Origin of the sequence: Streptacidiphilus cavernicola, assembly GCF_042510955.1 — a bacterium.
Classification (GTDB): domain Bacteria; phylum Actinomycetota; class Actinomycetes; order Streptomycetales; family Streptomycetaceae; genus Streptacidiphilus; species Streptacidiphilus cavernicola.
Genome location: NZ_JBHFAB010000001.1, coordinates 1 through 25,417 on the forward strand (window position 1 = coordinate 1; position 25,417 = coordinate 25,417).

Consider the following 25,417-nt stretch of genomic DNA (forward strand, 5'->3'; position numbering starts at 1 on the left):
GACCACCGCCCACAAATCATCGTCCACGACCCACGGCTTGACGCTCACACCATCACGAACGGCTCAATCGTCATACCGGTTACGGCCGATCTGCACCGCCCCACAAGATCGTGTTACGAGCTCTACGGACTCGTCGAGGTCGTAGCGCAGCGACATTCGATTGGCGGAGTTCTTCCAGGCGTCGACACCACTGGCGAGCGCCAACCACTCCATGACCTCCACCACGACAACGGTCAGCGGCAAGACGTTGCTTCTGCCGTGGCGGCGGTCAAGAGCGGAGACGAGGGACTTCAGCCATTCCGGTGTGCCAGCGGGCCAATCGTCTCTGACGTTATAGTCGATCATCATGTCGTCGCCACCCAGCTCGCTGTCCTCGCAATGGCCGCCATCATGGCCTACAGGTACGTGACCTGGGTCAGGTACTCGAACATGCCGCCGGGGAGATCGGCAGTCTTGCTCTTGGGGTTCTCGCCCCGGTACGAGGCCCCGTCGAGGTAAAGGACCTCCGCAGCTCGCACCAACTCGTCGGCCTTCTTCTCGACTTCAGCGACGAAGGCCGGTGGCGCACCGCCAATCACGTATTCCTCGCTGGGGAGGTACTTCCAGGACCACGTCATGCGCCCAGCACCCGATATGCGGCTCGGAGAATCTCGGCCGCGGCGAGGGCGTGGCCTCGGGAGTCAGCAGGATCCTCCGCCACCTGCATGAGGTACTCGACTCGACGGAGTTTGGAGGCAGTCTCCTGATGCCGTTCGACCTCTACCACGACAGCCCACCGCAGGAGGAATCCCCGGAGGGGATCAAGGGCGTCGGCGTCGATAGCCTTGGTGATCGCTTCAGCCTGCTCGGTCTGCATCTCCAGCAGACGGTCCGGAGCCACGACCGCAAGAGCAGCCTTGAGGGCAGTAGTAATGGTCCGTTCCGGGCGCGGGATCAGCGCTTCGGCATTCTGGTGCTCCGGCTGTGCGGTCACGTGTCCTCCGTGCAGTTGGGCCAGTACCACGCTACAACGCGGTCAGCTCGCTGCGCCCCCGATTCGGGCGACACCACGCCTTCTTCGGGCCGCATCACATCGACGGCCTCGCCACACTGGCCAAGGCCCGCTTACGAAGACTTCAGAACGCCGCCCCGACCCTCAGCGGCTCCATCACCGAACCAGCCTCATCCTCGCCCCCGTAGGCGACCCCGTCACCGTGATCCTGCAGGCTCGGCGGCAATGTCAGTGGAGGGCGCACGCCGCCAGGGACCGTCCTGGGAGGGAACCGCTCCGTGGAGGCGCGTGCGCTCCATTAGCTGCGACCCTTCTCACGAGCACCCGACCGTCTTGCACAGGCTGGACAACCCGTACCTCCACGCGTCCGATTCTTGACGGAGGTCTCCCATCGGAGATGGCAGACTCCGCAGCGCCATCGAACTCGATCGTGGCTTGCTCTGCGTACAATATCTGGCCCACTCCCCGGGCGAGTGAGATTCTCCTCAAACTCGCTGGCGATTATGGGAAACAGCTCCATGAGCGATTCACCATTCTTAGCCCTTGCTCGGCCGCTACCTGATGAGAGACGACCGCACGCAGGACATCCTGTTCCACCAACTCTTGAGGCTACGGTCGTAGCCCACTCCGAGGAGCAAGAAAGACATCTCCAGCGGCATCGCTTGTTGGACATCGGCAGTAGGTCATTTGGCGTTCTCTCCTCAACCAGGCACTCCACGAACTCTGCACTGATCTTGGGGAAGAGATCCGCCAGGGAGGAGCCGGCCTCCGCAAGCGTTCGGCTGAGTCGGGTTCGTTCTGCACCGCACCGTCGGCATCCTCGGCCACTGGTGCGCGCCGCTGGGGATGCCACCCATGTGTGTTCGCAGGTTCGGCATTTCCATCTGCATCGCTTATTTGATGACGGCCGTAGAATCTGGGGGGTAAAACTAGGATCATCCAGACACTCCAGGAATTCGGGCACGAGATCGGGCGCCGAGCGAGCAAAGGAGTCATCATCGTCAGCCATGGCACGAATTCGAGCGTCCACCTTTTGTCGAATTCTCGAACAATTGGGGCAGTTTGATCCAAGGAACGCCCGCGATGTCACTGAAGATCGCCACTCATGGCCGCACTCGGAGCATTTCCATAGACACCGATCTTTCGCGGCCGGCGGGAGCCACGCCAACCCGACGCCGGGGCGCGTTGTATTTTCCACGAACTCGTCCGCCAACCGAGGTGCAGCATCGAGAGCGGATGGGCTCGGTTTACCTCCAGTCAGGTTGGCCCACCTCTGTGCAGCTCTGGCAAGAGCGGCGTTGCGCTCCGATTCGCGTGGCAGGCGCCAGGAGCAGCCCTTTGCTACGAGCAGCCCCCGCAGCAAAGAGGCCCACTTCCAGGGATCGTCACTCGCTGCGCAGAGAATGGTCCCAGGCAACGGCGGAAGGCTGGCCTCGCGAATACGCACGTAATTCAAGTGCGAGAGCTTGACGGACTTTCTCAGATCTCTTTCTGTATCCTGATGCCATTTCTTGGGATCAAGGTCAACCCACAGATCGACACTTGGAATGTGCAGGTCCACTCGGGGCTGTCGTCCCGCCTGAACAGGAGGCAGTGCGTCAACTTCGACCAGGAGGCCCGTGGCGATGGCAATGAGTTCCGCGACTTCAAACTCAAACCGAGATTTTCCCGCAGAGCCGCACCGTGCACAGCCGGCCCCAGAGAAACGGGATGCGACAGTGGTCACCCATTCGTGCCCGCGTGGACAACGCCAACGGCATGGGTCGTTAGTCCCTGGATTAATTATAGCGGGAGTCCTAGCACGCATTTTCAGGTTTTCGACAAATTGTTGCGCAAGGTCCGGGCGAACATCAGCAAGAGATCTTCCCGGCTTGGGCGTGCGCCTGGTCTTGCTAATTTTGGCTGGCGCGCAAGCCGGGCAACCAGATCCACTTCGACCCCTGCTTACAATTGTCGATTGCCATTCGTGCGTACATGTAGAGCAGCGCCATCGGCAGCGGCATGTGGAGTTTTCGGCGAGAGTGCTAAGAGTTCTCCCTGGCAGAGTTACATTGGCAATGAATTCGACCTGGAGGTGCGGCCATGCGTCGGCTGCGCTTCTCTGGTTCAAGCGAAGGCGATAGTGTGCGGCACTGCGAGCTGCATTTGCACACACTGGGCAGCCGCTCACCCTGCGCCTAGCGGGGGGCGCAATCCAGATATTGTTGCACGACGAACATCTCCAACGGCAGCGTTGGGTTGATCCAGGTCGGAGCTTTGCCGGGGAAAAATCTGGTCGGTCCAGATTCTCAATGAATTCCGCCGCGATAGCGGGAAAGAGTTCCGCGAGAGACTCACCAGGAGGTGCTGTGGCGCGCGACGTAGCACGCTTCTCCCATGCGCATTCCGGGCATCCACGGCCAGCAGTCCGGCTGGCCGCAGTGGCGTTCCACTCGTGCCCGCACCCGACGCATTGCCAACGGACAGGCAGGTTGCTGTGTGGTTTCAGCTGCGCGGGGATGAGGTTGGGTCGACCTACGACTTCGATAGCTTCTCGGGCAAGCTGTTCGAGTAGCTGCGGAGCCAAATCCATCGCTCCTGGCGCATGTCCCTCGTCCCCGTTCCTCATCTGTTTGGCCATGCCCCTCTCGCTCCCTGCGCTGCGGACTCAGCGGGGGCAGTCTGCCATCGAGGTCTGACAAGAGCTGTGCTGCACAGGCGCGACGGCGGGCTTGGCCTTTCCGGCCTCCTGGCCAGCGCACCTGGATCGCCCGGCTACTTCTGCCACCCGAGAACACCACCGGACCGAGGCTGGTGCCGGAGCGCCATGATCCCTTACACCACGTCATGGGGGCACGATCCGGAATGCGGTCAACCAGATTCATGTACGGAGCCCGTAGGCACCACCTTCCGCAGTTTGCAAGTTCACCGGTCAAGGATGCGGATGATTGGCCTCAGCCTCCCGACCAGCCAGCATCCGGCTGACCGCTGTATCGACGGCCTGACGCATGTTCACGCCAAATAGCAGCAACACGGAACGCTGGCCATCCCCAGTCCGATTCGAACACGCCTCCCTCCACCGAAGCGGTGGCCTTCCAGTTGAACCACGCTCGCCCAGAGGCCGCGCATTCGAAAACGAGCACTACCGCGGCGTCGTGGTGGCGTCCCGGAGAAGGTAGCTTTCGGCCTTCATGACACGTTCTGCTTGTGATCAATTACTCAGTGTCCGCACTCTGGGTGTGCGGTGCCCACGGGGGGCGCGTGGAGGGGGATGCATGAGTGTCGAGTTCGACGTGATGGCGTTGGCTGCCGAGGCGTCCAGCATCCTGGTGGCCGAGGCTACCAGGACCAGCTGGCAGGGCCTGCGGGGCGCCGTGGCGCACTTCTTCCGTCGTGATGGCGAGGAGTCCAGGGAGCGGCAGTTGGCCATCTTGGATCGTGCGCATGAGCCGCTGTCGTCCGAAGACGCCGACGTGCGCACTGCGGCGCATGAAGCCCTCGGCCAGCAGTGGTTGATCCAGGTGGCCGGGTACCTCCAGCGGTTCCCGGAAGCAGCGGATGAACTGCGCGCCCTGCTGACCCAGACCGGCGCCGCCGCCGAGGCAAGAGAGGAGGCCAGCTCCATCGTGGCGAAGTTCAACACCGGAAGCGTTGTCCTGCAGGCCCGGGGCAATATCGACGCTGGATCCGGCGGCATCAACTACAATACGCCGCGGCGGTCAAGCTGATCGCGGATCGCCCCCTGGTCAGCCTGCGCAAGTCGGCTGTACTGCTTCCCACGGGGGTCATGCAGGCCAACAACAACCACAACTCCGTGGTTGCGCAAGGGGGCGGGAACGTCACCGTCCATCTGCACCAGCGCCGGTTGCTCCCAGCGCGTCCAATCGACGACTTCTACCTGCAAGCGGCACGGCTGGCCTGGGCGAAGGTCGCTCCAGACGGCACAGCCATCACCGTACCCGCGCGGATACGCGATCTGATCGCCGTACAAGGCCACGGTCTGGCGGTCGTGTCCGGTGCAGCGGGGACGGGCAGGACCGCTGCGGCGGTCAAGGCCCTGGCCATGATTGCCGAAGAGCGGCACCGTGCCGATCCCGATAAGGAGATGCACCTTGAGCAACTGGTTCCCGACTGGGATCCTCCGGACACGGAACTGCTGCCGCTGCAGGAGAACTTCGGCTACGTGCTCGACGTCTCTCCCGAGATCAGCGGGTGGCACAGACGCAGTGCCCTCGCCAAGGATCTGGTCGATCACGGGAAGAAGCTCGCGGGGATGCGCTCCTGTCTGATCCTGATCGTCGACAAGGACGGCTGGCCGGCCGCTGGGGAGCCGGCCGACTTTCTGGTCCGGGCAGCACGTCCCTCACCTCGACTGCTGTGCAGGGCTCACCTCTCGGTTCTGTACCGCCGGAGCGACCTGGCCCAGCGGCTGGACCCTGCAACCGACGCCGCTCCGGGCCAGGTGGGCTTGGCCCACTTGGTCAAGGAGGGGATGCACCCGTCTGATGCCGCTGAACTGGCACGGCTGCTCGGAGTCACCGACCGCTCGGAGAGTTCGGTGGCAATCGCGGTAGGCACCTTCAACCAGTGGCTCGGCCGCATCAAGGAGGTGTTCGACGACACCCGGGACAACCCCGACGACCGGGCACTCCTGCTAGCTGCAGTCTTCCTGGAGGGCTGTTCTCCCTCCCAGGTGCAGAGAGCCGCCAGGATCTTGCTGGACGAAACCCCGGAAACGGATGTCCGCCGGGTGCTGTCCGGCATGGACCTCGCCAGCCGCCTGCAGTCCGTGGGCGCAGAGGTCGTCGACGGTGTCGTCACTTTCCGCCACCTGCCCGGGTTCGGTCCCGCGGTGCTGCGACACGTATGGACACAGCTCTCCGACGTCCAGTCACACCTCACACGCTGGATCGGAAAGATCACCGCCCACGGGAGCGTAGGCGCCGACTGCCGCGAACAGATCGCAGACCTGCTGGCAGGTCTCGCGATCAGCCAGAACGACACCAGCATCCTGCCGAGCCACCAGTCCGTGGCCCGGTCCGATCTGGCCCCGCTCGCTCGGGGCCCGGTGGCGGCGAGAATGCTCGCTACCGCAGCACAGCAGCCGGTGTTCGGCGCAAAGGTGAGAGAGCAGTTGCGCGACCGCTGGGCGATGAGCGAGGACTGCAGCGTGGCGGAGGTCGCTGCCCTGGTCTGCCAGGAGCCGTTCGCAAAGCAGTACCCCAAGCAGGCGCTGGTGCGGTTACGGTGGGTTCTGGACCGGCACCAGAACGACTCAGCGGTACAGGAGGCCGAACGCGCCCTGCTCAAGATGGCCGCAGACAGCGCCCTGCTGCCCGACGTGTGGTCCAGCGTCGTAAACTGGACCAACGTGTCAGGCTTCCGAGCCGGACGGCGGGCGTTCCTGTCCCTGGTAGATCCCAAAGCAGCCCCCGGCGTCCTGCGGGTCTTGATCACCGACGCCGAGCAGGACCCGAGGGTCGTTGACGAGCTGATCACCGCGTGGAGCCGCGTGCTGTCGGACCCCGAGCTGGAAGACCAGTGCGAGAAGGTCCTCGCCGCATGGGCCCAGGCAGTGGCCGACGGGTACGTGGCGAGCGAGACCGTGGTGAATGTGCTGCACCAGGTCGTCACCGATCACCTGTTCACCGGTCCGATGTCGTCCTTCCTGATGGGCAAGGAAGGCGTCGGCTACCCGCCGGCTGTGATCGCCATGCGCCACCGGATTCTGGAACGACAAGGGTTCGCACCCGCAGACACGAGCGGCACGTCCGAGGGAGCGCAGCCCTGATGGCCGGCACCGCAAAGTTCAGCCGTACCCAGCGCCGTGTCCTGAGGCGGGAGGTCACGGCGTTCCCCGCAGTACTGCCCACCCGCCTTCCCGGGATCCGCTTCACCGCAACCATCACCGCGACCGTGTACCCCGAATACCTCCCGACCCGGACGGTCCCGGAACTGGCGCACCTGGTCAGGACCACGCTGCGTGCGGCTACTTGCGAGATCGCCAGCCGGCTTGACCCAACCGACCTGCCCGGCGCCCGAGAAATGTGTGACGAGTATCTGGGACGTCCCCGGCTCCTGTTAGGAGCACCGACCGAGTCGGTCCAAGGCAGTGTGCGCCTCGGTCTCGACGAAGGCGCCCGATCGGCGTTACAAACAATAGCCGAAGCCCAGCAGCACCAGACCATCCAAGATCTCGTCTTTCTTCAGCACGCGCGGGCAAAGGCAGCAGCGCTGGCTGATCCTGCGGTACTGCTAGCCAGTCGAGTATCGGAAGGAGGTGACCTATCCGGTGCTCTCTCTGACATGGGGGCGCTCAAGGCCACAGCTGCCGTTTTCGCGACCCTACGCAGCGGCCCCGACGAGCCAATCGAGTACCAGGTGACAGAAATCCTCCGCTCGTTCCTAGGAAGTTTCGAACGCCATGACCAGAAGCAGTTAATGCTGACGGTCTTGGCTTCAGCCATGCGAGCCGTCAAACAGAACGAACACGCGCAAGCCGTCGAGACCCTTGCCCAGTCATCCCGCGCTCAAGATCAAGTCGCAGGAGGCCCAGTGGTCTCCAAGCAGCCGGGATCTCGATTATGAGCATCGAGATCAAACGCTGGCTCCTGGCCCCGCGAACTAGTTGGCAGGCATGGCACATGTCCCGCCGCAAAGAGAACCGTGACTTCGACGCGGCCTGGCGCAGAAGCCGCGTCCTCCTCTGCCCCGACGAAATCGAATTCCGCGACCACGGGCACCAACCCCCCTCCAACCCGACCGTGATCACCGGCGTCAATGAGAGCAGACGTCACTCTGATTGAACTCGGGGGCTCGGTCAGGGAGACCGCTCATGATCACCTCGATGCACATGACATCTGCATTGCATGTCACACTGCCCAAAGGTCGACCGGCTGCCCCCGGATCCACCGGCCAATGAGCGTGTCAGTGGGCAACGGCCAAGCGTCCGCGCCATCCTCGGCGCGAACGCCCCGGAGCGCGAGATCAGCGGGACAGCGTCGTGGCCCCACGCAGCCCCTATCGGCCGCAGAGTGACCCAGTTCGCCCCCCGGGCTCCAAGGAGAGCGAGGATGCTCGCCCACTTCTCCGCGGACCAGGTGGGCGAGAGGGCGATCCGCTCCTCCCCCCAGGCGCCGATCAGCCCGTCCTCCTGCGCCTTTCGGTCGTCGCTGCTGGTGCCCATGATGCAACCTCCCGACATCACACCAGGTCAGAGGCTCTTGCTTCTGCGCATACACTGGCACCAGTGGCACGCCGCGTAGCCGACGGAGAGCAGCACCGGCACGTCCCGCCGCCGCGCCTCGTTGAAGGCCTCCGGCGCCCAGGGCCACCAGTCGACCGGGTTGTCAGCGTGCTGAAGCAGATAAGGCGAGGTCACACCAGCCAGCCGGTTCATGCGGCCCAGCTTCTCACGCCACCCCCACCCCGGCGGCGAAGCACGCGATCCCTGCCCCCGCGCGCCCACTGCGTACCTCCAACGGCCCGCTGGAACCGAGGCCGCAGGGCGGGCGGGTGGCCGCGGTGGGCCGCGCTCTTGTGGAGCGCGGCCCACCGTCAAGCGTCAGGCCGGGTTTTCAGGCAATCGCGGTGATCTGGCTCCAGTCGATCCCTGAGGTGGCGATGGACTGCGCGGGACCGAAGCCGCCGGTCGCGGTGCCGGGGAACAGTACGAGGGTGCCGGCCCTGGTGACGGCGTACAGGTCGGGCAGTCCGTCGCCGTTGACGTCCCCGAGCGAGGTCAGCAGCGGATAGTCGGAGGCCTTGAAGTGCTTGCCGATTTCCTTCCAGGTGCTCGGGCCGCCGAAGCTGCCGTCCGCGTTGCTGGGCGCCAGGAACAGCTTGCCGTTGTTGGCCTGGCGCACCAGGAAGTCGCCGTGGCCATCGCCGTTCATGTCGCCCGGGGCGACCAGAGCGGCGTCGGTGCCGAAGCTGGGGTCGATGACGGTGGACGTGCCCTGGATGCCCATGCCTGTGCCCGGCCAGTCGAGCAGTTGCCCGTTCTCCACGCTGAGTAGGGTTCCGCCGCCGGATCCGGCACTGTCGGCGTCCGGGCCCAGAAGCGCGATCTGAGTGGCGCTCGCCCACGTGTTGCCGTCATTTCGGTACCAGCCCGTGGAGCTGCGGTTGAAGTCGCCAAGGCCGTTGTTGACCACAGTGCTGGCATACCCCGTGGGGCTGATGCGCAGGATGTCCTGGAAGCCGTCGCCGGCTGCCAGGTCACCGTTCTGAGCGATGAGGGTGGAGGCCCAGTCGGTTCCGGCGTCGGCGTAGGTGGTGGCTGGCTGCAGGGCGCCGCCGCCACGGCCGTAGAGGATGTAGAGCTTGCCGTCCTTGCCGGTGGCGACCAGGTCGGGGAGCTTGTCACCGTTGAGGTCGCTGCGGGCGTCAGGTCCGTTCCACGTCGTGAAGAACATGTAGCGAGTGGGCTGGGAGGTTTGGCCATCCGCGTTCTCGGTGCGCACGTCGATCCAGTTGTCCCACTCGGTGGGGTCCAGGGTGACGGTCGCGGTGCCGTCCGCGGCGATCGGAACCCACCCGGATCCGGAGCCTGCCATGGTCGGCGAGGGGGTGGAGCCGTCGACGCTGGGCAGTTCGCTGTTGAGGTCGTACTGGAAGCGGACGGGATCCCCGGTGGTGCCCGCGCCCACGGTGAACGTCACAGTTCCGGGGGTGCGCATGAGCGGGATGGTGCCGCCCGCTCCGACGCTGGGGAAGTAGGTGGAACTGACGCTCGGTGCAGGCAGGGTGTCACTGGCGTGTGCGGCCGAGGCCAGCGCGAAGCTGGCCGCGACCGTGACCGCGGTGGCAAACGTAAGGCGGCGTGACGTAGTGGTGCGCAACATGGTCCCCCTGGTGTCGGTGTTCGCATCCGCGAGGCTACGGGCCGGCACTGACAGAGAGCCACCGTTTTGATCACCGAGGCTGCATCAGACAGCGGGGTGGAGCTGGCAGCACTGGTCACCGGGCAGGTGGCCGTTTGGGAACGCCCCAGGAGGTCGTTGCGGTACCAGGCAGCGGACCAGGTCGCACACCACCGATTCCTCGGCCCGCAACCGCGGCGGAATCGGTGGCAGGCCCCACGCCGCGGCGTTGCCCAACCTGCCACCGCAGCCCGAGAGATCTCACCGGGGGCCTTGGCCAAGGACCGTGACTCCGCCTTGAGGACGCGCGCGGACATTGCGCGTGCATGGGGCATCGGCAGAGAAATTACTGCGCCATCAGCTCTGCACTATTCCTACGAAACAGAAGAGCAATCCGCACGCGGCGAAGACGGCCCCGCACCACATCAGGATCTTCCGCTTGATCGCACTGAAGGGGGTATGGGGGCTCAAGGACCGTCCGTCCCTCAGGGCCCGGCGATTCTGCATCGCCATGCCGATTCCTGCCACGGTCACAATAAAGCCCATGGCCAGAAGAGTGTGGCCCTGGCTACTGGTCGCGGAAGCTAGATACACGGCGGGTTTCTCTCTGTTCTAAATTCGCAAAACATTGCGGTGTTATCCAAGCAGAGGCCCGTCTTCCTACCGAAGGAATGACCCCACCGTCAAGGCAGAAGGAGAAAGGAGACCGGCGCCGCCGCGGCACCCCGGGGCACTCAGGGTGAAACTGCCGCACACCGGTTGCTACCAGCACGGATGCCCCGGGGTCGGGCCTGCGGCCGGGGACAGATCACGTGGCGTTGTCGGACTCGCTTGGGGTGGGGAGGGGCTCGTCCGTTTCGGCGGCGTTGGTTGCTGCCCAGGAGGCGAGGAGTTGGAGCGCGTCGTGGTCGGGGGTGCCGGGGGCGGCGCTGTAGGCGCTGAGGGTCAGGCCGGGTTGGGCGGGTAGTTCCATGGCGTCGAAGTCGAGGGTGATCTCGCCGACGGCGGGGTGGCGGAAGGACTTTCGTCCGGTGTAGTGCAGGCGCACATTGTGCTTGGCCCAGACGGTACGGAATTCCTCGCTGCGGGTGACGAGTTCGCCGATCAGCCCGGTCAGCTCGGTGTCGTGCGGGGCGCGGCCCGCTTCGGTGCGCAGCAGGGCGACGGTGGTGTTGACGGAGGTCTCCCACTGGGGGAAGAAGTCGCGCCCCGCGGGGGTGAGGAACTGGGCACGGGCAATGTTGGTGGTCCGGGCGGTGGGGTCGGCGAACAGGGGCGCGTACAGGGCACGGCCCAGGGTGTTGGTGGCCAGGATGTCGAGCCGGCCGTTGCGGATGAAGGCCGGGGAGTCAGTCATGGAGTGCAGTACCCGCAGCACGCTGTCCGGCAGCGGTCCGCGGAGGCGCCGGGCCTTGCGGACGGGGCGTTTGGCGGCGGCGCGGGCCAGGTCGTGCAGGTGCTCGCGTTCGGCGTCGTCCAGTTGCAGGGCACGGGCGACGGCGTCGAGGACTCCCTCGGAGGCTCCGGCGATGTGGCCGCGTTCCAGGCGCACGTAGTAGTCGATGCTGACGCCGGCAAGCAGGGCGACTTCCTCACGGCGAAGGCCCGGCACGCGCCGGTTGCCGCCGTAGGCGGGCAGTCCGGCCTGCTGCGGGGTGACCTTGGCGCGGCGGGAGGCCAGGAACTCGCGGATGTCGCTCTCGGTACTCACGCCTTCCAGGCTAGGACGGACCGCACGCGGGCGGGGGGTCCTGTCAGTACCTGGAAGGGCAGGCCCTCCCCCACCTCCGGGATCTGGGGTTTCCTCGATATCGAGGGCGTCGGGACCGAGACCGATACCGATTCCGGAATTGATGAGCCGAGGAGATGTGCCGTGCCGAAGATGTCCGCCCCGAAGGAGCTGGCCGGGATCGCGCCGAAGCTGATCGAGGTCAGCAACCAGGTCCTTTTCGATGACGTGTGGCAGCGCCCGGGGCTCTCCCCGCGGGACCGGAGCCTGGTGACCGTCAGCGCGCTGGTCGCCCTGTACCGCGGTGAGCAGTTGGGCTACCACCTGAGCCTGGCGCTGGACAACGGGGTGAGCGCGGAGGAACTGTCCGAGGCGATCACGCACCTGGCGTTCTACTCCGGATGGCCCACCGCGATGAGCGCGATCACCCAGCTGAAGGAGATCACCGACGCGCGCGCCGCGTCCTGACCGCCCGTAACCGCACCGCACCCGCGCTAGGAGAACCGCACCATGGAGCTTTTGAGCAAGCAGCCGACGCTGAAGCTGCCGGAGAAGATGTTCACCGGCGACGCCTGGGCCGATGTGATCTACCGCGGCGAGGAACCCTCCCGGGCCCGCGCCAACGCGGTGCGCTTCGCTCCCGGCGCGCGGACCGCCTGGCACTCCCACGGCCTGGGCCAGACCCTCTACATCGTCGAGGGCATCGCGCTGATCCAGTCCCGCGGCGGCGCCGTCCTCGAAGCCCACCCCGGCGACGTGGTGTGGACCCCGCCGGGCGAGGAGCACTGGCACGGCGCCGCCCCCGACCGCTTCATGGTCCACGTCGCCCTGTGGGAGACCGACGAGGTCGACTGGCTCGCCCACGTCACCGACGCCGAGTACACCGGCCCGCGGCAGAGCACCCGGGCCGCCTGACCCCCGTACCCACCACCCTGTTCAGCCCCCGGCTCCCCGCTCGCAGGGCCCAAAAGCCGGACGGGAGCCCCGCTGTCCCGCTGCCCGCTTGTCCCAGCCCGGAAGGAAAGGCATCACCATGCGCGGAACCGTCCTCTACGCCCCCGGCGACGTGCGCTTCGAGGAGCGCCCCGACCCGACGATCCTCAAGCCCACCGACGCGGTCATCCGCACCGTCGCCACCTGCGTCTGCGGCTCGGACCTGTGGAACTACCGCGGCATCAACCCCACCGACGGGCCCACCCCGTTCGGACACGAGTACGTCGGCATCGTCGAGGAGGTCGGCGGCGACGTCACCGGCATCCGGCCCGGCCAGTTCGTCGTCGGTTCGTTCTTCGCCAGCGACAACACCTGTGCGAACTGCCGCAACGGCTACCAGACCAGCTGCCTGCACCGGGAGTTCATCGGGGCCGGCGGCTGCCAGGCCGAACGCATCCGCGTCCCGCTGGCCGACGGCACCCTCGTCGCCACCCCGGGCCTGCCCGCCGATGACCTGATCCCCAGTCTGTTGGCGTGCTCCGACGTGATGGGCACCGGCTGGTACGCGGCCGTCGCCGCGCAGGTGCGGCCCGGCGACACGGTCGCCGTGGTCGGCGACGGCGCGGTGGGCCTGTGCGCGGTCATCGCCGCCAGGGAACTGGGCGCGGAACGGATCATCGCCATGTCCCGGCACCGGTCCCGCCAGGACCTGGCACGGGAGTTCGGCGCCACCGACATCGTCGCCGAGCGCGGCGAGGAGGGCGTGGCCCGATCAAGGAGATGACCGGCGGCGTCGGCGCGGACCGCGTCCTTGAGTGCGTCGGGGACGCGAACTCCATGCGGCAGGCGCTGCGCTCCACCCGCCCCGGCGGCAACGTCGGCTTCGTCGGCGTGCCGCACGGCGTCGAGATCGAGGGCACGGAGCTGTTCTACTCGCACGTCGGCCTGCGCGGCGGCCCCGCCCCCGTACGCCAGTACCTGCCCGACCTGATCGAGCTGGTTCTTGCCGGTCGCATCAACCCCGGCAAGGTCTTCGACCTGCACCTGCCGCTGTCCCAAGTGGCCGAGGGCTACCGGGCCATGGACGAGCGCCGCGCCATCAAGGCCCTCCTCAGGCCCTGAAACCGGCCTGCACGGTCCCCCGTCGGCGCTCTCGGCCGCCCGACGCCGTCACCTGCCCGGTTGCCGCAGCGACAAGGAACACAAGGAACAAGGAGTTCTCTCGTGCACACGCGCACTCTCGGCCAGGGGCTTGAGGTCTCGGCCATCGGCATGGGCTGCATGGGCATGTCCCAGAGCTACGGCCCCAACCCCGGCGACCGTGCCGACATGATCGCCGTACTGCGCGGTGCGGTTGAACGGGGTGTCACTTTCTTCGACACCGCGGAGGTCTACGGTCCCTACGTCAACGAGGAGTTGGTGGGCGAGGCGGTCGCTCCGCTCCGCGACCAGGTGGTGCTCGCAACCAAGTTCGGCTGGCGCATCGAGGACGGCACCTCCGTCGGCCTGGACAGCCGGCCCGAGCAGATCAAGCGCGTCGCCGACGCCTCCCTGCGGAGGCTGCGCACCGATGTGATCGACCTGTTCTACCAGCACCGGGTGGACCCCGACGTCCCGATCGAGGACGTCGCCGGGGCCGTCGGAGAGCTGGTGGCCGCCGGTAAGGTCCGTCACTTCGGGCTCTCGGAAGCGTCGGCAGGGACGATTCGCCGCGCCCACGCCGTGCACCCGGTCACCGCGGTCCAGAGCGAGTACTCGCTGTGGACCCGCGACCCCGAGCCCGAAGTCCTGCCCACCCTGGCCGAACTGGGCATCGGCTTCGTCCCGTTCAGCCCCCTCGGCAAGGGCTTCCTCACCGGCACCGTCGACACCACCACCACGTTTGCCGCCGGCGACGTGCGCAGCACCATCCCCCGCTTCAGCGAGGCCAACCGCGCCGCCAACCGCGCCCTGGTGGACCACGTCGCCGCCCTGGCCCAGGCGAAGGACGCCACTCCAGGGCAGGTCGCCCTGGCCTGGCTGCTGGCCCAGCACCCGGCCATCGCGCCCATCCCCGGCACCCGCCGACTCTCCCGCGTGCGGGAGAACGCCGCCGCCACCGGCGTGGCCCTGTCCGCCGACGAGAAGGCCGACCTCGACCGGGCCGCGGCCCGCCTCGGCGTCCAGGGCGACCGCTACAACGCCCACCACATGGGCCTGGTCGGCAGATGAACCGCCCCCGGCCGCCGCACCCGTACCTCTGGCCACACCCATACCTCCGGCCGCACTTGCACCCGCACCCCCACCCCCGCCTGCACTCGCGCTGGCAGCCGCCGATCGGGCCGCTCCTCGAACCGAAGATCACCCTCCTCGGCTCCGGCACACCGCCGGCACGGCCGGGAGCCGCACTCGCGGCGGCACTGCTCGGGTTCTTCGTCATCACCCTGGACGCGCTGGTCGTCAACGTCGCCCTGCCGAGCATCCGTGCCGACCTCGGAGGCGGGATCGTCGGCCTGCAATGGGTCCTGGACGGCTACACCCTGATGCTCGCGGCGCTGCTGCTGTCGGCCGGCTCCCTGTCGGACCGCGTCGGCGCGCGCCGGGCCTTCGCGCCGGGCCTGGCCGTGTTCGTCGCGGCGTCCGCTGCCTGCGGACTGGCTGGCTCGCTCCCGGTGCTCATCGCCGCGCGCCTGGTGCAGGGCAGGGCGCAGGGGCCGCAGCGGTGATGCCGACCAGCCTGGCCCTGATCCGCGGGGCGTATCCCGACCCGGTCAGGCGCGGGCGGGCCGTGGCCCTGTGGGCGGTCGGCGGCGCGGTCGCCTCCGCGGCCGGCCCCGTCGCGGGCGGCGCGGCGAGCCTGGTCAGCTGGCGCATCATCTTCTTCATCAACCTGCCCGTCGGCGCGCTCGCGCTCGCCCTGCTGGCCTTCACCGCCCGCTCACCGCGCCGCCGCACGCCCTTTGACGCCACCGGCCGGATCAGTGCGGTCGTGGCCATGGCAGCACTGACCTTCGCCGCCATCGAGGCCGGCTCCGTCGGACCGGCAGCACCGCGGGTGTGGGTGGCGGCGCTGCTGGCGCTCGGCGCGGCGGTGGTCTTCGTCCGCGCCCAGATCCACGCCGACCACCCGATGGTGCCCCTGGGACTTCTCCGCCGCCCCGCCGTGATGGTCGCCTGCAGTACCGGGTTCGCGTTCATGGTCGCGTGCTACGGGATGGTGTTCGTCTTCAGCATCTACCTCCAGCAGCAACGCGGCCTGTCCCCGCTGGCGACCGGCCTCGCGTTCGTCCCGATGACCGTGCTGTCCGCGTTCATCAACCCCCTGTTCGCCCGCGCCGCCGAACGCTACGGGCACCGGGTCCCGATCGTCACCGGCATGCTCCTGATGACCACTGGCCTGACCCTGCTGGCGGTGGCCCCGGCCCACACCCCGACCTGGGCGCTCGCCCTGCTGATGCTCCCGGTCGGCATGGGCGGCCCGCTGGCCATGCCGCCCACCACCGCGCTGCTGGTCAACAGCGTGCCCGCGCACCAGACCGGCATCGCCAGCGGCGTCTTCAACACCAGCCGCCAACTCGGCGGCGCCCTGTCCGTCGCCGTCTTCGGAGCCCTCATCGCCGACCAGCACACCTCCTGCCCGGCCTCCGCACCAGCCTGGCCCTCGCCGCCCTGACCACCCTGACGGCCGCCGCGGGCCTACGCCTGGCCGACAGCCAACCGACGCCCCCGGTTGAACACTGACGCGGGCCGCCGAACTCCAGGCCTCGCCAGACTTGCCGGGAATCCGCGCTGCTGCTTCAGCTGTTCGCGAAGTAGCAGTAGACGTCCACGATGAGTTGCACCGTGAGGAACCCGCGGAGGGTGCGGGAGTAGTTGCGGTCACCGCTGAGGCAGGCGCGGGTGCCGGGTCGGGCCCGGGCCGACTGGACGCCGGCCTGGGCCCTCCCTGGTGACGGGTCATCCGGTGGTGCAGGGGGTTCCGTTCAGGGCGAAGCCGGACGGGGTGCCGTTCGTGCCGGGGGTGGAGGTGCCGCTGAAGCCGAAGTTGACGTTGGCGCCGGGGGCGATGCTGACGTTGTAGCTGCTCGGGTTGGTCGCGGTGACCTTCTTCCCGGTCTGGACGTAGTCGGCGTTCCAGATGCTGGTGATGGCCTGGGCGCCGGGGAAGCTGAAGACCAGGGACCATCCGTTGACGGGCGTGCTTCCGGTGTTGGTGATGGTCACGCTCCCGTTGAAGCTGGTGCCCCAGTCAGAGAGGACGTAGGTGACCTTGCAGGGGCCCGCGGCGGAGGTCGCCGACGGCGTGGACGTCGGCGTGGCGGAGCTGGACGGCGACGAGGTCGGGGACTGGCTCGCGGTGGCCGAGGCGGTGGGAGTCGGCGAGGCCGACTGGGTGGGTGTGGCGGAGGCGCTCGGGGTGGGCGAAGCGCTGGTCGCCGTTCCGCTCCTGGCCTTGTCGACGGCGGAGTGCGCGGCGAACACGCTCAGCACGGGGTCGCCGTGCAGGACGCCGTAGGTTCCGTCCTTCTGGGTGTTCTCGTACCACCAGAAGGCGTCGGCGTCCGCGTTGCCCGCTTCCAGGGTGCTGTAGATGGCTGGCCAGTAGGTGGCCCGGGTGCTGGCGCTGGTGTTGAACTCGCCCAGGAAGAAGGGCTTGCCCACCGTGCTGTGGGCGTCGTTGATGTAGGCGTTCAGCAGGGTCTGGGTGGCGCCGACGGACAGGTTGGCCCAGGACTCGGTCGGGTAGATGTGGGCGGTGCAGAAGTCGATGTACGGGGACTGGCACTCGTAGCTGTAGGGGACGCCGTTGTCGCTGCCGTAGCCGTAGCCGGTGCCCTGGCCCTCGACGCCGTTGTCGATCATGTGATTCGGGTCGATGCCCTTGATGTAGGCGCCGACCTTGTCCTCCCAGGCCCGGAAGACGGTCCCGGCGGTGTTGTCCGCGGTGGAGACGTCCTGGTAGCGCGGCTCGTTCATGAGTTCCCAGGCGAAGATGGTCGGGTCGTTCCTATAGGCGACGCCGGTGTAGTGGTTGACCCGGTTCAGGGCGTAGTTGACGTTGTACTCGTAGTCGGCGAGGCAGCCCGCGCAGGTCGCCGGGTTGAAGAAGTTGCCCGAGTTGCCGGTGGAGGTGCCCTCCCAGGTGAGAACGGTGTTCACGCCGCCGTAGGCGGTCCAGTAGTTCTCCAGCGTCGGGATCACCCGCAGCCCGTGCTGGGCGGCGGAGTAGAGGATGTAGTCGAACTCGGCCCACTCCTGCTCGTTCATGGTGTTCTTGGCGGTCTCGAACCCGTGCCAGCTCTCGTGGTTGAACATCCACGTGCGCACGACGGTGACGCCGTCGGCGGCCATGTTCGCCATCTGCTGGTCGATGGCGGCCTTGTCCATGTACTGGGTCTCGGTGTCGCCCGAGCCGCTGCCGTAGGTGAACAGGTCGTAGGAGTTGGCGCCGGCGAAGTACGCCGTCCGACCGTCGACGCAGAAGTGGATCCCGCAGCGCTGGACGAAGTCCGTGGCTGCGGCGTGGGCCCGGCCGGGGCCGGCGAATGCGAGGAGCGCGCCGAGGATCGTGACGAGGGCCGCCATGACGGCGGTGGTCCCTCTCCTGCGGTGGAGCAGCATGGAGTTCTCCCGGGTGGGGGGGTGGGGATGGACGGGGGCTTCCCGGACAGGACGGGCGGTCCCCTGCCAGCAGCGTTCGCCGGTCGCGGCGGCCCGTACTTCACCGGTTAAGTAGCCATGAAATTACCGGGAGATGACGCCATGTCAAGAGGTGCTGCACGAGATCGCGCTTTCTCGTTTCCATCGCAGGGCGGGGCCTGGGTAGCAGGCGACGACAGGTGCGGTGGACGGATCTGCGAAGCAGTGCTCAAGCGGTTCATGGATTGCGGGCACAGCTGGGTCCTATGATGGTTCCCACGTCCGACTGCGCAGCCGCGCGGCAGGGAGTCGAGGAACGGGAGCGCCCGACGGTGGCCCAGTACGCGCATGGCGAGCAGTGGTTCAGGCCAGCCAACGCGAGCAGGTCGCGCGGATGAGCCGCCCCCAGGCCCAGCGCCGGGTGACGATCCGCGACGTCGCCGCCGCCGCCGGGGTGTCCACCGCCGCGGTGTCGCTGGCGCTGAACAACCGGGCCGGGGTCTCGGAGGCGACGCGGGCGCGCATTCTCGCGACGGCCGAGAAGATGGGTTGGACGCCCAACACCGCTGCCCAGTCGCTGTCGATCCACGAGACGCACACGGTGGGCCTGGTGCTGGCGCGGCCGGCCCACCTGCTGGGTCGCGAACCCTTCTACATGGAGTTCATCGCGGGTCTGGAGAAGACCCTCTCCGCGCAGCACTACTCGCTGCTGCTGCGGCTGGTGGACGACGTGGCGGAGGAGATCGAGGTGCACCGCCAGTGGTGGCAGGGCCGCCGGGTGGACGGTGCCCTCCTAGTGGACCTGCAGGTCGACGACCCGCGGATCGAGGCCCTGTCGCAGATCGGCCTTTCGGCCGTCGCCGTGGGGCACCCGTCCCTGGCGGGTCCGTTCCCCGCGGTGTGGACCGACGACGCGCAGGCAGTCACGGAGGCCGTGCGCTATCTCGCGGCACTGGGGCACCGGCGGATCGCGCGGGTGGGCGGCCCGACGGCGCTGGGCCACAGCGCGATCCGCGCGGCGGCGTTCACGGCGACGGCCGAGGAGCTGGGGCTGCCGGACGCGACCACCGTGGCGGCGGACTTTTCCGGGGACGACGGCTCGCGGGCGACCCGGTCGTTGCTGGCCGCGAAGGTGCGACCGACCGCGATCATCTACGACAACGACATCATGGCCGTGGCCGGGCTGGCCGTGGCGGCGGAGATGGGTGTGCAGGTTCCCCAGCAGCTGTCCCTGCTGGCCTGGGACGACTCGCAGTTGTGCGAGTTGGTGCGGCCCAAGCTCTCGGCGATGAGCCATGACGTGTTCGCGTTTGGGGAGCTGGCGGGCCAACGCCTGTTCGAGGTCATCCGGTCGGGCGCGACCGCCTCCGCTCCTGCGGCGGCACCGGTGCTGGTGCCGCGGGGGTCCACGGCACCGCCCGGTCCCGAGCGCTGACCGCCGGGACCCGGAGCGTCTGCCGGTCGAGCGTGTCCCGGTCGAGCGTGTCCCGATCGCGCCTCCCCCGGTCGGCGGGAGCGGTGCTGCCCCGCACCCGCAGCCGGGCGGTCGGCTCCTGGCGGGAGTCGCCGGTCCCGTCGCCGACGCTGTCCAGCAGCACCCGGGCCACGGCGGCGCCGTAGGCCTGGACGTTGCGGGAGACCGCGGTGAGGGCCGGGTAGACCATTTCGCACAGCTGGGAGTCATCACCGGCCACGATCGACAGCTCCCCCGGCACGGCGACGCCGAGCTGGCGCGCGGCGCTGAGTCCGGCCAGTGCCATCACGTCGTTGTCGAAGACGATGGCCGTGGGCCGGAGGCGTCCGGTGAGCAGGTGATGGGTGGCCAGGGCGCCCTGCTCCCAGCTGTAGTCGGTGGCCAGCACCGGCGCGCTGCGCAGGCCGTGCCGGACGGCCGCGGCCCGGAACGCGCCGGTCCGCACGTGGGTGTGCTGGAGCGCAGTCAGTCCGGCGACCCGGGCGATGTCCCGGTGGCCGAGTTCCACCAGGTGGTCCACGGCCGTGGTCACGGCAGCCGCGTCGTCGCTCCAGACCGCGGGGAACGGGCAGCCCGGCCGGGGCGCGCCGACCAGGACGGTGGGGACACCCATCCGTTCCAGTTCGGGAAGGCGCAGGTCGTGGTTCCACAGGTCGGTCACGATGACGCCGTCCACCCGCTTCTCCGCCCACCAGTCCCGCATCGTCTCCAGTGCCTCGTGGTGGTCGCCTGCCACCTGGAGCAGCAACCCCGTTCGGTGGGCCGCGAGTTCGCCCTCCATACCGGCGATGAACCGCATGAAGAAGGGCTCGATGCCGAGGGTGGCGGCGTCGCGGGTGATGGCCAGTCCCACGGTCTGGGCGCGGGCGACCTTCAGCGCTCGGGCGGCGGCGCTGGGGCGCCAACCCAACTCGTCGGCGATGCGCAGGATGCGTTCCCGGGTCTGCGCGGAGACCCCCGGGCGGTCGTTCAGCGCATAGGAGACCGTTCCGTTGGACACCCCTGCCATGGTGGCGATGTCACTGATGGTCAGGCGCTTCACCGGCCCGGACCGGGGCCGCCCGGCGCCGGGCGGTTCACTTGGTGGCCCCCTTGGTCAGCCCGCTGTAGATGAACCGCTGCAGAAACAGGAAGGCGAGCAGGCTGGGGATGATCACCAGGACGGCGCCGGCCGAGATGTCCTGCCACTGGGCGCCGAAAGGCCCCTTGAAGCGGAACAGCGAGGTGGAGACGGTGCCGAGGTTCTCGTCCGGCATGTAGAGGAAGGGGATGTAGAAGTCGTTGTAGACGGCGATGCCCTTGATGATGACGACGGTCGCGATGGCGGGCCGCAGCAGCGGCAGGATGATCGTCCAGTAGATCCGCAGCGACGAGGCGCCGTCGATCCGCGCGGCCTCGTCGAGGGAGACCGGGATGCCGCGGATGAACTGCAGGAAGATGTAGATCGAGACGATGTCGGTGCCCATGTAGAGCAGGATCGGGGCCCATCGGGTGTCGAACAGGCCGAAGCCGTTGATCACCTGGAAGGTGGCGACCTGGGTGGTGACCGCGGGGACCAGGGTGGCCACCAGGAACAGGCTCACCACCAGCTTCTTGAACCGGAACTCGAAGCGGTCGATGGCGTAGGCGGCCATGGAGCCGATCAGGACGGTGCCGACGATGGAGAACAGCAGGATGAACAGGGTGTTGCCGAAGCCCTGGAGCATGCCGCCGTCCTTGAAGGCGGTCACGTAGTTGGCGAAGTTGAACCAGTTGTGCGGCGCGGTGAGCGCACCGCTGCCCCTGGCCATCTCCCCCGAGGTCTTGAACGAGGTCATCAGCACCGAGGTCAGCGGCACCAGCACGACCAGGCAGGCCAGGACGAGCGAGAGGTACTTGGCGGCCACGGCCGACAGGGCCAGCGGGCCGGAGCCGCGGCGGGCGCGGGGTGCGCCGGGGCTGCGGCGGGCGCGGGGTGCGGTGGTGCTCATACGAGGTCGACCCTTTCGTCCGGGACCAGGCGGCGCTGGATCCAGGTCACCAGCAGGACGATCGCCAGCAGCATCACGGCCGCGGCCGACGCCAGGCCGGTCTTGTTGAACACGAAGGCCATCTTGATCGTCTGGATGACGAAGGTCTCGGTGTTGCCCGAGCCCCCGGTCATGACGTAGGGGATCTCGAACACCGACAGTGCTCCGGAGACGGCCAGGATGAGACTGAGGCCCAGGAGCGGCTTGATGCTGGGCAGGATGATGTGGCGGAACTGGTGCCAGCGGTTGGCGCCGTCCAGTTCGGCGGCCTCGTAGAGCTCGGGTGAGATCGACTGGATGCCGCCGAGGAAGAGCACGAAGTTCAGGCCCGTGTACCGCCACACCGACACCCCGGACAGCGAGATGTTGGCCAGGGCGGGGTTGCCGAGCCAGTAGTGGTGCCCGTGGACGCCCAGCCCGGACAGGACGGTGTCCAGGGTGCCGCCGGACTGGAAGAAGTAGAGGAAGACGAACCCGACCGCGACCCCGTTGATCAGGTAGGGGAAGAACAGGATGCCGCGGAACAGGTTGCTGAAACGGGTGTTGAAGCTGAGCACGGTGGCGAAATAGAGCGCGAGCGCCAGTTGCACGAAGGAGGCGACGACGTAGTACCCGCTGACGAAGAACACCTGGAACAGCTGGGGTCGGGTGAAGATGTCGATGTAGTTCTGGAAGCCGACCAGGTTCGAGTCTGGGCTGACCCCGTCCCAGTCGGTGAAGCTGTACTGGATCATCCTGGCCACCGGGACGTAGGTGAAGATGATCAGGAAGGCGAGCGGCAGCAGCAGGAACAGCCAGGGGGTCCATACGAAGCGCCGCCGCGGGCGGGGTGCCGCCGGTACGCCGGCCGCGCCGCGCACCGGGCCGTGCTGTGACGTCGGCTGCGGCTGCGGGACGCCGACGTCGTGCTCGGTCGTGGTCCGGGATACGTCCATCGGGAAATCTTCTTCCTCGGCTGCGGCGCCGCGGCCGGATAGTCTTCTGAGCAGTGCCAGGGCGACACGCGACGTCGCCCCGGCACGGAGCACCGCTCCGGTGGATCAGGAACCGGCGGTCTCCTGGCCGGTCGACCACTTCTTGGACAGGTCGGCGAGGACGCTCGCCAGGCTGCCGGGAGCCGCTCCGCGGGCGACGTCGACCAGGTGCTGACGGTAGTCGGGTGCGGTGATCCCGACCTCGGAGGCCTTGTCGATGTCGTTGACCTGCTTGGCCAGGTCCTGCCGCTCGATGATCATCTGGACGTTGTTGGTCTCGAAGTCCTTCAGCGCGCTCGGCAGCGGGGCCCCGAGGATGCTGGAGATGCCGGAGTTGTCCTGGGCGAAGCCGGACTCGTTGACGACCCAGTCGATCCAGGCCCGAGCAGCCGCCTTGTGAGCGGAGTGGATGCTGACCGCGTACTGGTAGTCGGGGTTCTCGACCGAACAGGACTTGCCGCCGACCTGGGCCGGGAAGGGCATGAAGCCGATCTCGGAGGGGTCCTGGCCGGCCTTGGTCGCAGCCGCCTGCATCTGCGGGATGGCCCAGGAGCCGAGCCACATCGAGGAGATCTTGCCGGTGGCCAGCAGGGACTTGGAGTTCTCCCAGTTGGTGGTGGTCGGGTCCGGCTCGGAGAGCTTGTCGTGGACGACGTTGAACAGCAGCGAGTCGGCGAGGTTGTAGTCCGCGCCCTGCGCCCAGGGGTCAGTGGTGGTGAGCAGGTCGTTCGCCCCGGGGTTGCACGTCGCCGAACCGATGGAGTTGGACCACTGGGTCAGCGGCCAGCCGTCCTTGTAGTTGGTGTAGTAGGGGATTGCCCCGGTCTTGCCCTTGACCGCCTTCAGGTCCGCCAGCATCTGGTCGGTGCTGGTCGGCCAGGCGGTGATCCCGGCCTGCTGCCACACCTTCTTGTTGTAGACGAAGCCGGTGGCCGAGGCGAACGAGACCAGACCGTAGGTCTTGCCGTCGACACTGCTGGTGTCGACGAACTGGTACTTCTTCGACAGGTCGGCGAAGCTTCCGAGCGGTGCGAAGAACTTCGGGTAGTCGCTGCGGCTGACCGCGTTGGGGATCAGCAGCACGTCGCCGTAGTTCGAGGTGTTCATCCGGATCTTGGTCTCGCCCTCGTAGTCGGTGAGGGCCTGGAACTTCACGTGCACCTGGGGGTAGAGCTTGGTGAACGCCGCCGCGTACTTGGCCAGCGTGCCGTCCTGCTGCAGGTCGGTCCGGTTGGTCAGGACGGTGATGTCGCCCGAGACCTTCGCTGGGTCGGCCGGGGCCGCCGCTGATCCCGCGGCACTGCCACCGCTGCTGCAGGCCGCCATGACCATCATGGCCGCCAGCGCCGTCACTGCCGCTGCCGTTCTCCGCATCGCGTCATCTCCGTTTTCGAAGGAAAGCCCGCATCACCGGGCGGGTACCGAACTGCCTTAATCGGTTCAGTAGTGCGGAACTCTGGCACGCACCAACCGGGCGGTAAAGGGCAGGACTCCCCGGCGATACGTAACCGTTACAAGCAGTTCACCTTGCATCGCTCAGACGAATACTGCTTGACCTGGGAATATGTTGGGATAAAGCGCTTCAGTTCCACCGAGTCACCGCGCCACCTCGGAAGTCGCGTCACATCAGGAGCGACGCGGCGCCGATCAGGCCGGCCGAGGTGCCGAGCTCCGCGGTCCTGATCCGCAGCCGCTGGGTGAACGGCAGCGCCAGGTATCCGCGCAGGTGGTGCCGCAGCCGCGGGAGCAGCAGGTCGGCGGCCTGCATGACGCCCCCGCCGAGCACCGCGACCTCGATCTCCACCAGGGCGGCGACCGCAGCGATGCCCGAGGCCAGGGCCTGCGCGGCCAGGTCGAACGCCTGGAGCGCGGCGGGGTGCCCCAACCTGGCGTCGACGGCCGCGGAGGAGGCCGTGGCGGCCGTTCCGGGCGGGGGCGTCCAGCCCAGGCGGGTGGCGTGGCGGGCGATGGCGGTGCCGCTGGACAGCCGTTCCAGGCACCCGTGGGAGCCGCAGGGGCAGGGTTCGCCGGCGTAGTCGACGCTGATGTGGCCCAGGTGGCCGGCGTTGCCGGTGATGCCGTAGCGGACCTGCCCGTCCAGGATCAGGCCGGCGCCGATGCCGGTGGAGACGACCAGGCACAGCGCGTCCCGGTGGCCGCGCGCCGCGCCGAAGCGGTGTTCCGCGGCGGCCATGGCCACCGCGTCGCCGACGAAGGCGCAGGGCAGTCCGGCCAGGGCCGGGTGCCCGGTGAGCCGATCAATCACCGGGAAGTCGCGCCAGGCCGGGATGTTGACCGGGCTGACCAGGCCGTTCTTCACGTCCACCGGTCCGGCGCTGCAGACGCCGAGACCCACGACCTGCGCCCAGGCGCGGTGGCGGCGCAGGTCGGTGACGGTCTCTCCGACGGTGCGCAGCACGGTCGCCGCGTCGGCGGCGGTGGGCGTGGGTCGCTCGCAGGAGGCGACGAGCGTACCCCGGGAGTCGACCAGTCCGGCGGCGATCTTGGTGCCGCCGATGTCGACGGCGACGACGAGCCGCTGGTCGACGGGGGTGGGGTCGGGGGTGGCGGCGGGGTCGGGAGTGGGGGTGGGCACGGAGGCGGAGACGGGGGCGGGGACGGATTGCGACATGACGGGTCCTCGGATCTGCTCGGCTCGGTGGCGGCGCGAAGGCGCCCTCATCACCCGGCTACCAGCCATGAGCTGGGCTTTCTCCGACAAGGACGGAATGGCCCACAAAGCCGGGTCGACCAGGCCGGACCAGAGTAGCTGCACCGGTTAATAGACAGCGGCCCGAGCGGGACGTAGATTTGCCGCTACCGCGTCGGCGGCCTGTTTGAGGAG

General features: G+C 67.9%; 22 protein-coding genes and 2 pseudogenes. 11 read left to right on the forward strand and 13 right to left on the reverse strand.

The annotated features are described in order from the left end of the window. Window positions 1-63: 63 nt before the first annotated feature. From ACEZDE_RS00005 to ACEZDE_RS00020, 4 genes are all read right to left on the reverse strand, one after another. Window positions 64-348, reverse strand: coding sequence for a hypothetical protein (locus ACEZDE_RS00005; RefSeq protein ID WP_380530059.1), 285 nt, complete (start codon window positions 346-348; stop codon window positions 64-66). 47 nt (window positions 349-395) lie between these two features. Next, window positions 396-617: a hypothetical protein gene (locus tag ACEZDE_RS00010; protein WP_380530061.1), complete on the reverse strand. Its 222-nt coding sequence runs from the start codon at window positions 615-617 to the stop codon at window positions 396-398. Then, the gene (locus tag ACEZDE_RS00015) at window positions 614-973 is read right to left on the reverse strand and encodes a hypothetical protein (protein WP_380530064.1); all 360 of its coding nucleotides are present in this window, start codon (window positions 971-973) and stop codon (window positions 614-616) included. Before ACEZDE_RS00015 ends, ACEZDE_RS00010 begins: the two co-directional genes overlap by 4 nt. Window positions 974-1,289: 316 nt before the next feature. Beyond that, window positions 1,290-3,611, reverse strand: a complete 2,322-nt coding sequence (locus tag ACEZDE_RS00020) for a zinc-ribbon domain-containing protein (RefSeq protein WP_380530067.1) — start codon at window positions 3,609-3,611, stop codon at window positions 1,290-1,292. 634 nt (window positions 3,612-4,245) lie between these two features. Between ACEZDE_RS00020 and ACEZDE_RS00025 the strand changes: the two genes are divergently transcribed. From ACEZDE_RS00025 to ACEZDE_RS00040, 4 genes are read left to right on the forward strand one after another with little or no spacing between them, the layout of a single operon-like run. Next, window positions 4,246-4,698 carry a hypothetical protein gene (locus ACEZDE_RS00025; protein WP_380530069.1) on the forward strand — a complete coding sequence of 151 codons (453 nt, stop codon included), beginning with the start codon at window positions 4,246-4,248 and terminating at the stop codon, window positions 4,696-4,698. A gap of 59 nt (window positions 4,699-4,757) precedes the next feature. Then, on the forward strand, window positions 4,758-6,761 hold the full coding sequence (locus ACEZDE_RS00030) for a hypothetical protein (RefSeq protein WP_380530072.1): 2,004 nt from the start codon (window positions 4,758-4,760) through the stop codon (window positions 6,759-6,761). Further along, a complete protein-coding gene (locus ACEZDE_RS00035; protein WP_380530074.1) occupies window positions 6,761-7,558 on the forward strand; it encodes a hypothetical protein in 798 nt (265 codons plus the stop codon). Before ACEZDE_RS00030 ends, ACEZDE_RS00035 begins: the two co-directional genes overlap by 1 nt. Continuing rightward, window positions 7,555-7,776 carry a hypothetical protein gene (locus ACEZDE_RS00040; RefSeq protein WP_380530077.1) on the forward strand — a complete coding sequence of 74 codons (222 nt, stop codon included), beginning with the start codon at window positions 7,555-7,557 and terminating at the stop codon, window positions 7,774-7,776. The genes ACEZDE_RS00035 and ACEZDE_RS00040 overlap by 4 nt, the downstream gene beginning before the upstream one ends. Before the next feature lie 428 nt (window positions 7,777-8,204). On the opposite strand, the pseudogene ACEZDE_RS00045 reads toward ACEZDE_RS00040, so the two are convergent. The 3 genes and pseudogenes from ACEZDE_RS00045 to ACEZDE_RS00055 form a co-directional block, all read right to left on the reverse strand. Continuing rightward, window positions 8,205-8,369 (reverse strand): annotated as a pseudogene (locus tag ACEZDE_RS00045) (DUF255 domain-containing protein); the annotation flags it as partial. 178 nt (window positions 8,370-8,547) lie between these two features. Beyond that, entirely contained in the window at window positions 8,548-9,816 is a 1,269-nt protein-coding gene (locus tag ACEZDE_RS00050) for an FG-GAP repeat domain-containing protein (protein WP_380530079.1), read from the reverse strand. 826 nt (window positions 9,817-10,642) lie between these two features. Next, window positions 10,643-11,545 (reverse strand): helix-turn-helix transcriptional regulator, encoded by a 903-nt coding sequence (locus ACEZDE_RS00055; protein ID WP_380530082.1) that lies wholly within the window; start codon window positions 11,543-11,545, stop codon window positions 10,643-10,645. A 162-nt stretch (window positions 11,546-11,707) separates the two neighbouring features. Here ACEZDE_RS00055 and ACEZDE_RS00060 point away from each other — a divergent pair, with 162 nt between their 5' ends. The 6 genes and pseudogenes from ACEZDE_RS00060 to ACEZDE_RS00085 all read left to right on the forward strand — a co-directional run bounded on the left by ACEZDE_RS00060 (window position 11,708) and on the right by ACEZDE_RS00085 (window position 16,148). Continuing rightward, window positions 11,708-12,031 (forward strand): carboxymuconolactone decarboxylase family protein, encoded by a 324-nt coding sequence (locus ACEZDE_RS00060; protein WP_380530085.1) that lies wholly within the window; start codon window positions 11,708-11,710, stop codon window positions 12,029-12,031. A 42-nt stretch (window positions 12,032-12,073) separates the two neighbouring features. Beyond that, entirely contained in the window at window positions 12,074-12,478 is a 405-nt protein-coding gene (locus tag ACEZDE_RS00065; RefSeq protein WP_380530087.1) for a (R)-mandelonitrile lyase, read from the forward strand. 118 nt (window positions 12,479-12,596) lie between these two features. After that, window positions 12,597-13,618, forward strand: a pseudogene (locus tag ACEZDE_RS00070) (zinc-dependent alcohol dehydrogenase family protein). Window positions 13,619-13,720: 102 nt separating this feature from the next. Then, window positions 13,721-14,707: an aldo/keto reductase gene (locus ACEZDE_RS00075; protein ID WP_380530090.1), complete on the forward strand. Its 987-nt coding sequence runs from the start codon at window positions 13,721-13,723 to the stop codon at window positions 14,705-14,707. A gap of 56 nt (window positions 14,708-14,763) precedes the next feature. Further along, window positions 14,764-15,201, forward strand: coding sequence for an MFS transporter (locus ACEZDE_RS00080; RefSeq protein ID WP_380530093.1), 438 nt, complete (start codon window positions 14,764-14,766; stop codon window positions 15,199-15,201). After that, window positions 15,201-16,148 (forward strand): MFS transporter, encoded by a 948-nt coding sequence (locus tag ACEZDE_RS00085; RefSeq protein ID WP_380530096.1) that lies wholly within the window; start codon window positions 15,201-15,203, stop codon window positions 16,146-16,148. The genes ACEZDE_RS00080 and ACEZDE_RS00085 overlap by 1 nt, the downstream gene beginning before the upstream one ends. Window positions 16,149-16,432: 284 nt before the next feature. Here ACEZDE_RS00085 and ACEZDE_RS00090 read toward each other — a convergent pair whose 3' ends face one another. Further along, window positions 16,433-18,061, reverse strand: coding sequence for a cellulose binding domain-containing protein (locus ACEZDE_RS00090; RefSeq protein ID WP_380530099.1), 1,629 nt, complete (start codon window positions 18,059-18,061; stop codon window positions 16,433-16,435). A 448-nt stretch (window positions 18,062-18,509) separates the two neighbouring features. On the opposite strand from ACEZDE_RS00090, the gene ACEZDE_RS00095 reads away from it, so the two are divergent. After that, window positions 18,510-19,550, forward strand: coding sequence for a LacI family DNA-binding transcriptional regulator (locus ACEZDE_RS00095; RefSeq protein ID WP_380530102.1), 1,041 nt, complete (start codon window positions 18,510-18,512; stop codon window positions 19,548-19,550). On the opposite strand, the gene ACEZDE_RS00100 is transcribed toward ACEZDE_RS00095, so the two are convergent. From ACEZDE_RS00100 to ACEZDE_RS00120, 5 genes are all read right to left on the reverse strand, one after another. Continuing rightward, complete coding sequence (locus ACEZDE_RS00100) at window positions 19,459-20,631, reverse strand: LacI family DNA-binding transcriptional regulator (RefSeq protein ID WP_380530105.1); 1,173 nt, start codon at window positions 20,629-20,631, stop codon at window positions 19,459-19,461. The two genes, ACEZDE_RS00095 and ACEZDE_RS00100, sit on opposite strands and share 92 nt — an antisense overlap. A 34-nt stretch (window positions 20,632-20,665) precedes the next feature. Then, window positions 20,666-21,559, reverse strand: coding sequence for a carbohydrate ABC transporter permease (locus tag ACEZDE_RS00105; protein ID WP_380530109.1), 894 nt, complete (start codon window positions 21,557-21,559; stop codon window positions 20,666-20,668). Next, window positions 21,556-22,533, reverse strand: coding sequence for a carbohydrate ABC transporter permease (locus tag ACEZDE_RS00110; protein WP_380530112.1), 978 nt, complete (start codon window positions 22,531-22,533; stop codon window positions 21,556-21,558). Before ACEZDE_RS00110 ends, ACEZDE_RS00105 begins: the two co-directional genes overlap by 4 nt. 105 nt (window positions 22,534-22,638) lie before the next feature. Then, entirely contained in the window at window positions 22,639-23,946 is a 1,308-nt protein-coding gene (locus ACEZDE_RS00115) for an ABC transporter substrate-binding protein (RefSeq protein WP_380530115.1), read from the reverse strand. Between the two features lie 247 nt (window positions 23,947-24,193). After that, window positions 24,194-25,204 (reverse strand): ROK family protein, encoded by a 1,011-nt coding sequence (locus ACEZDE_RS00120; RefSeq protein ID WP_380530118.1) that lies wholly within the window; start codon window positions 25,202-25,204, stop codon window positions 24,194-24,196. Window positions 25,205-25,417: the final 213 nt, after the last annotated feature.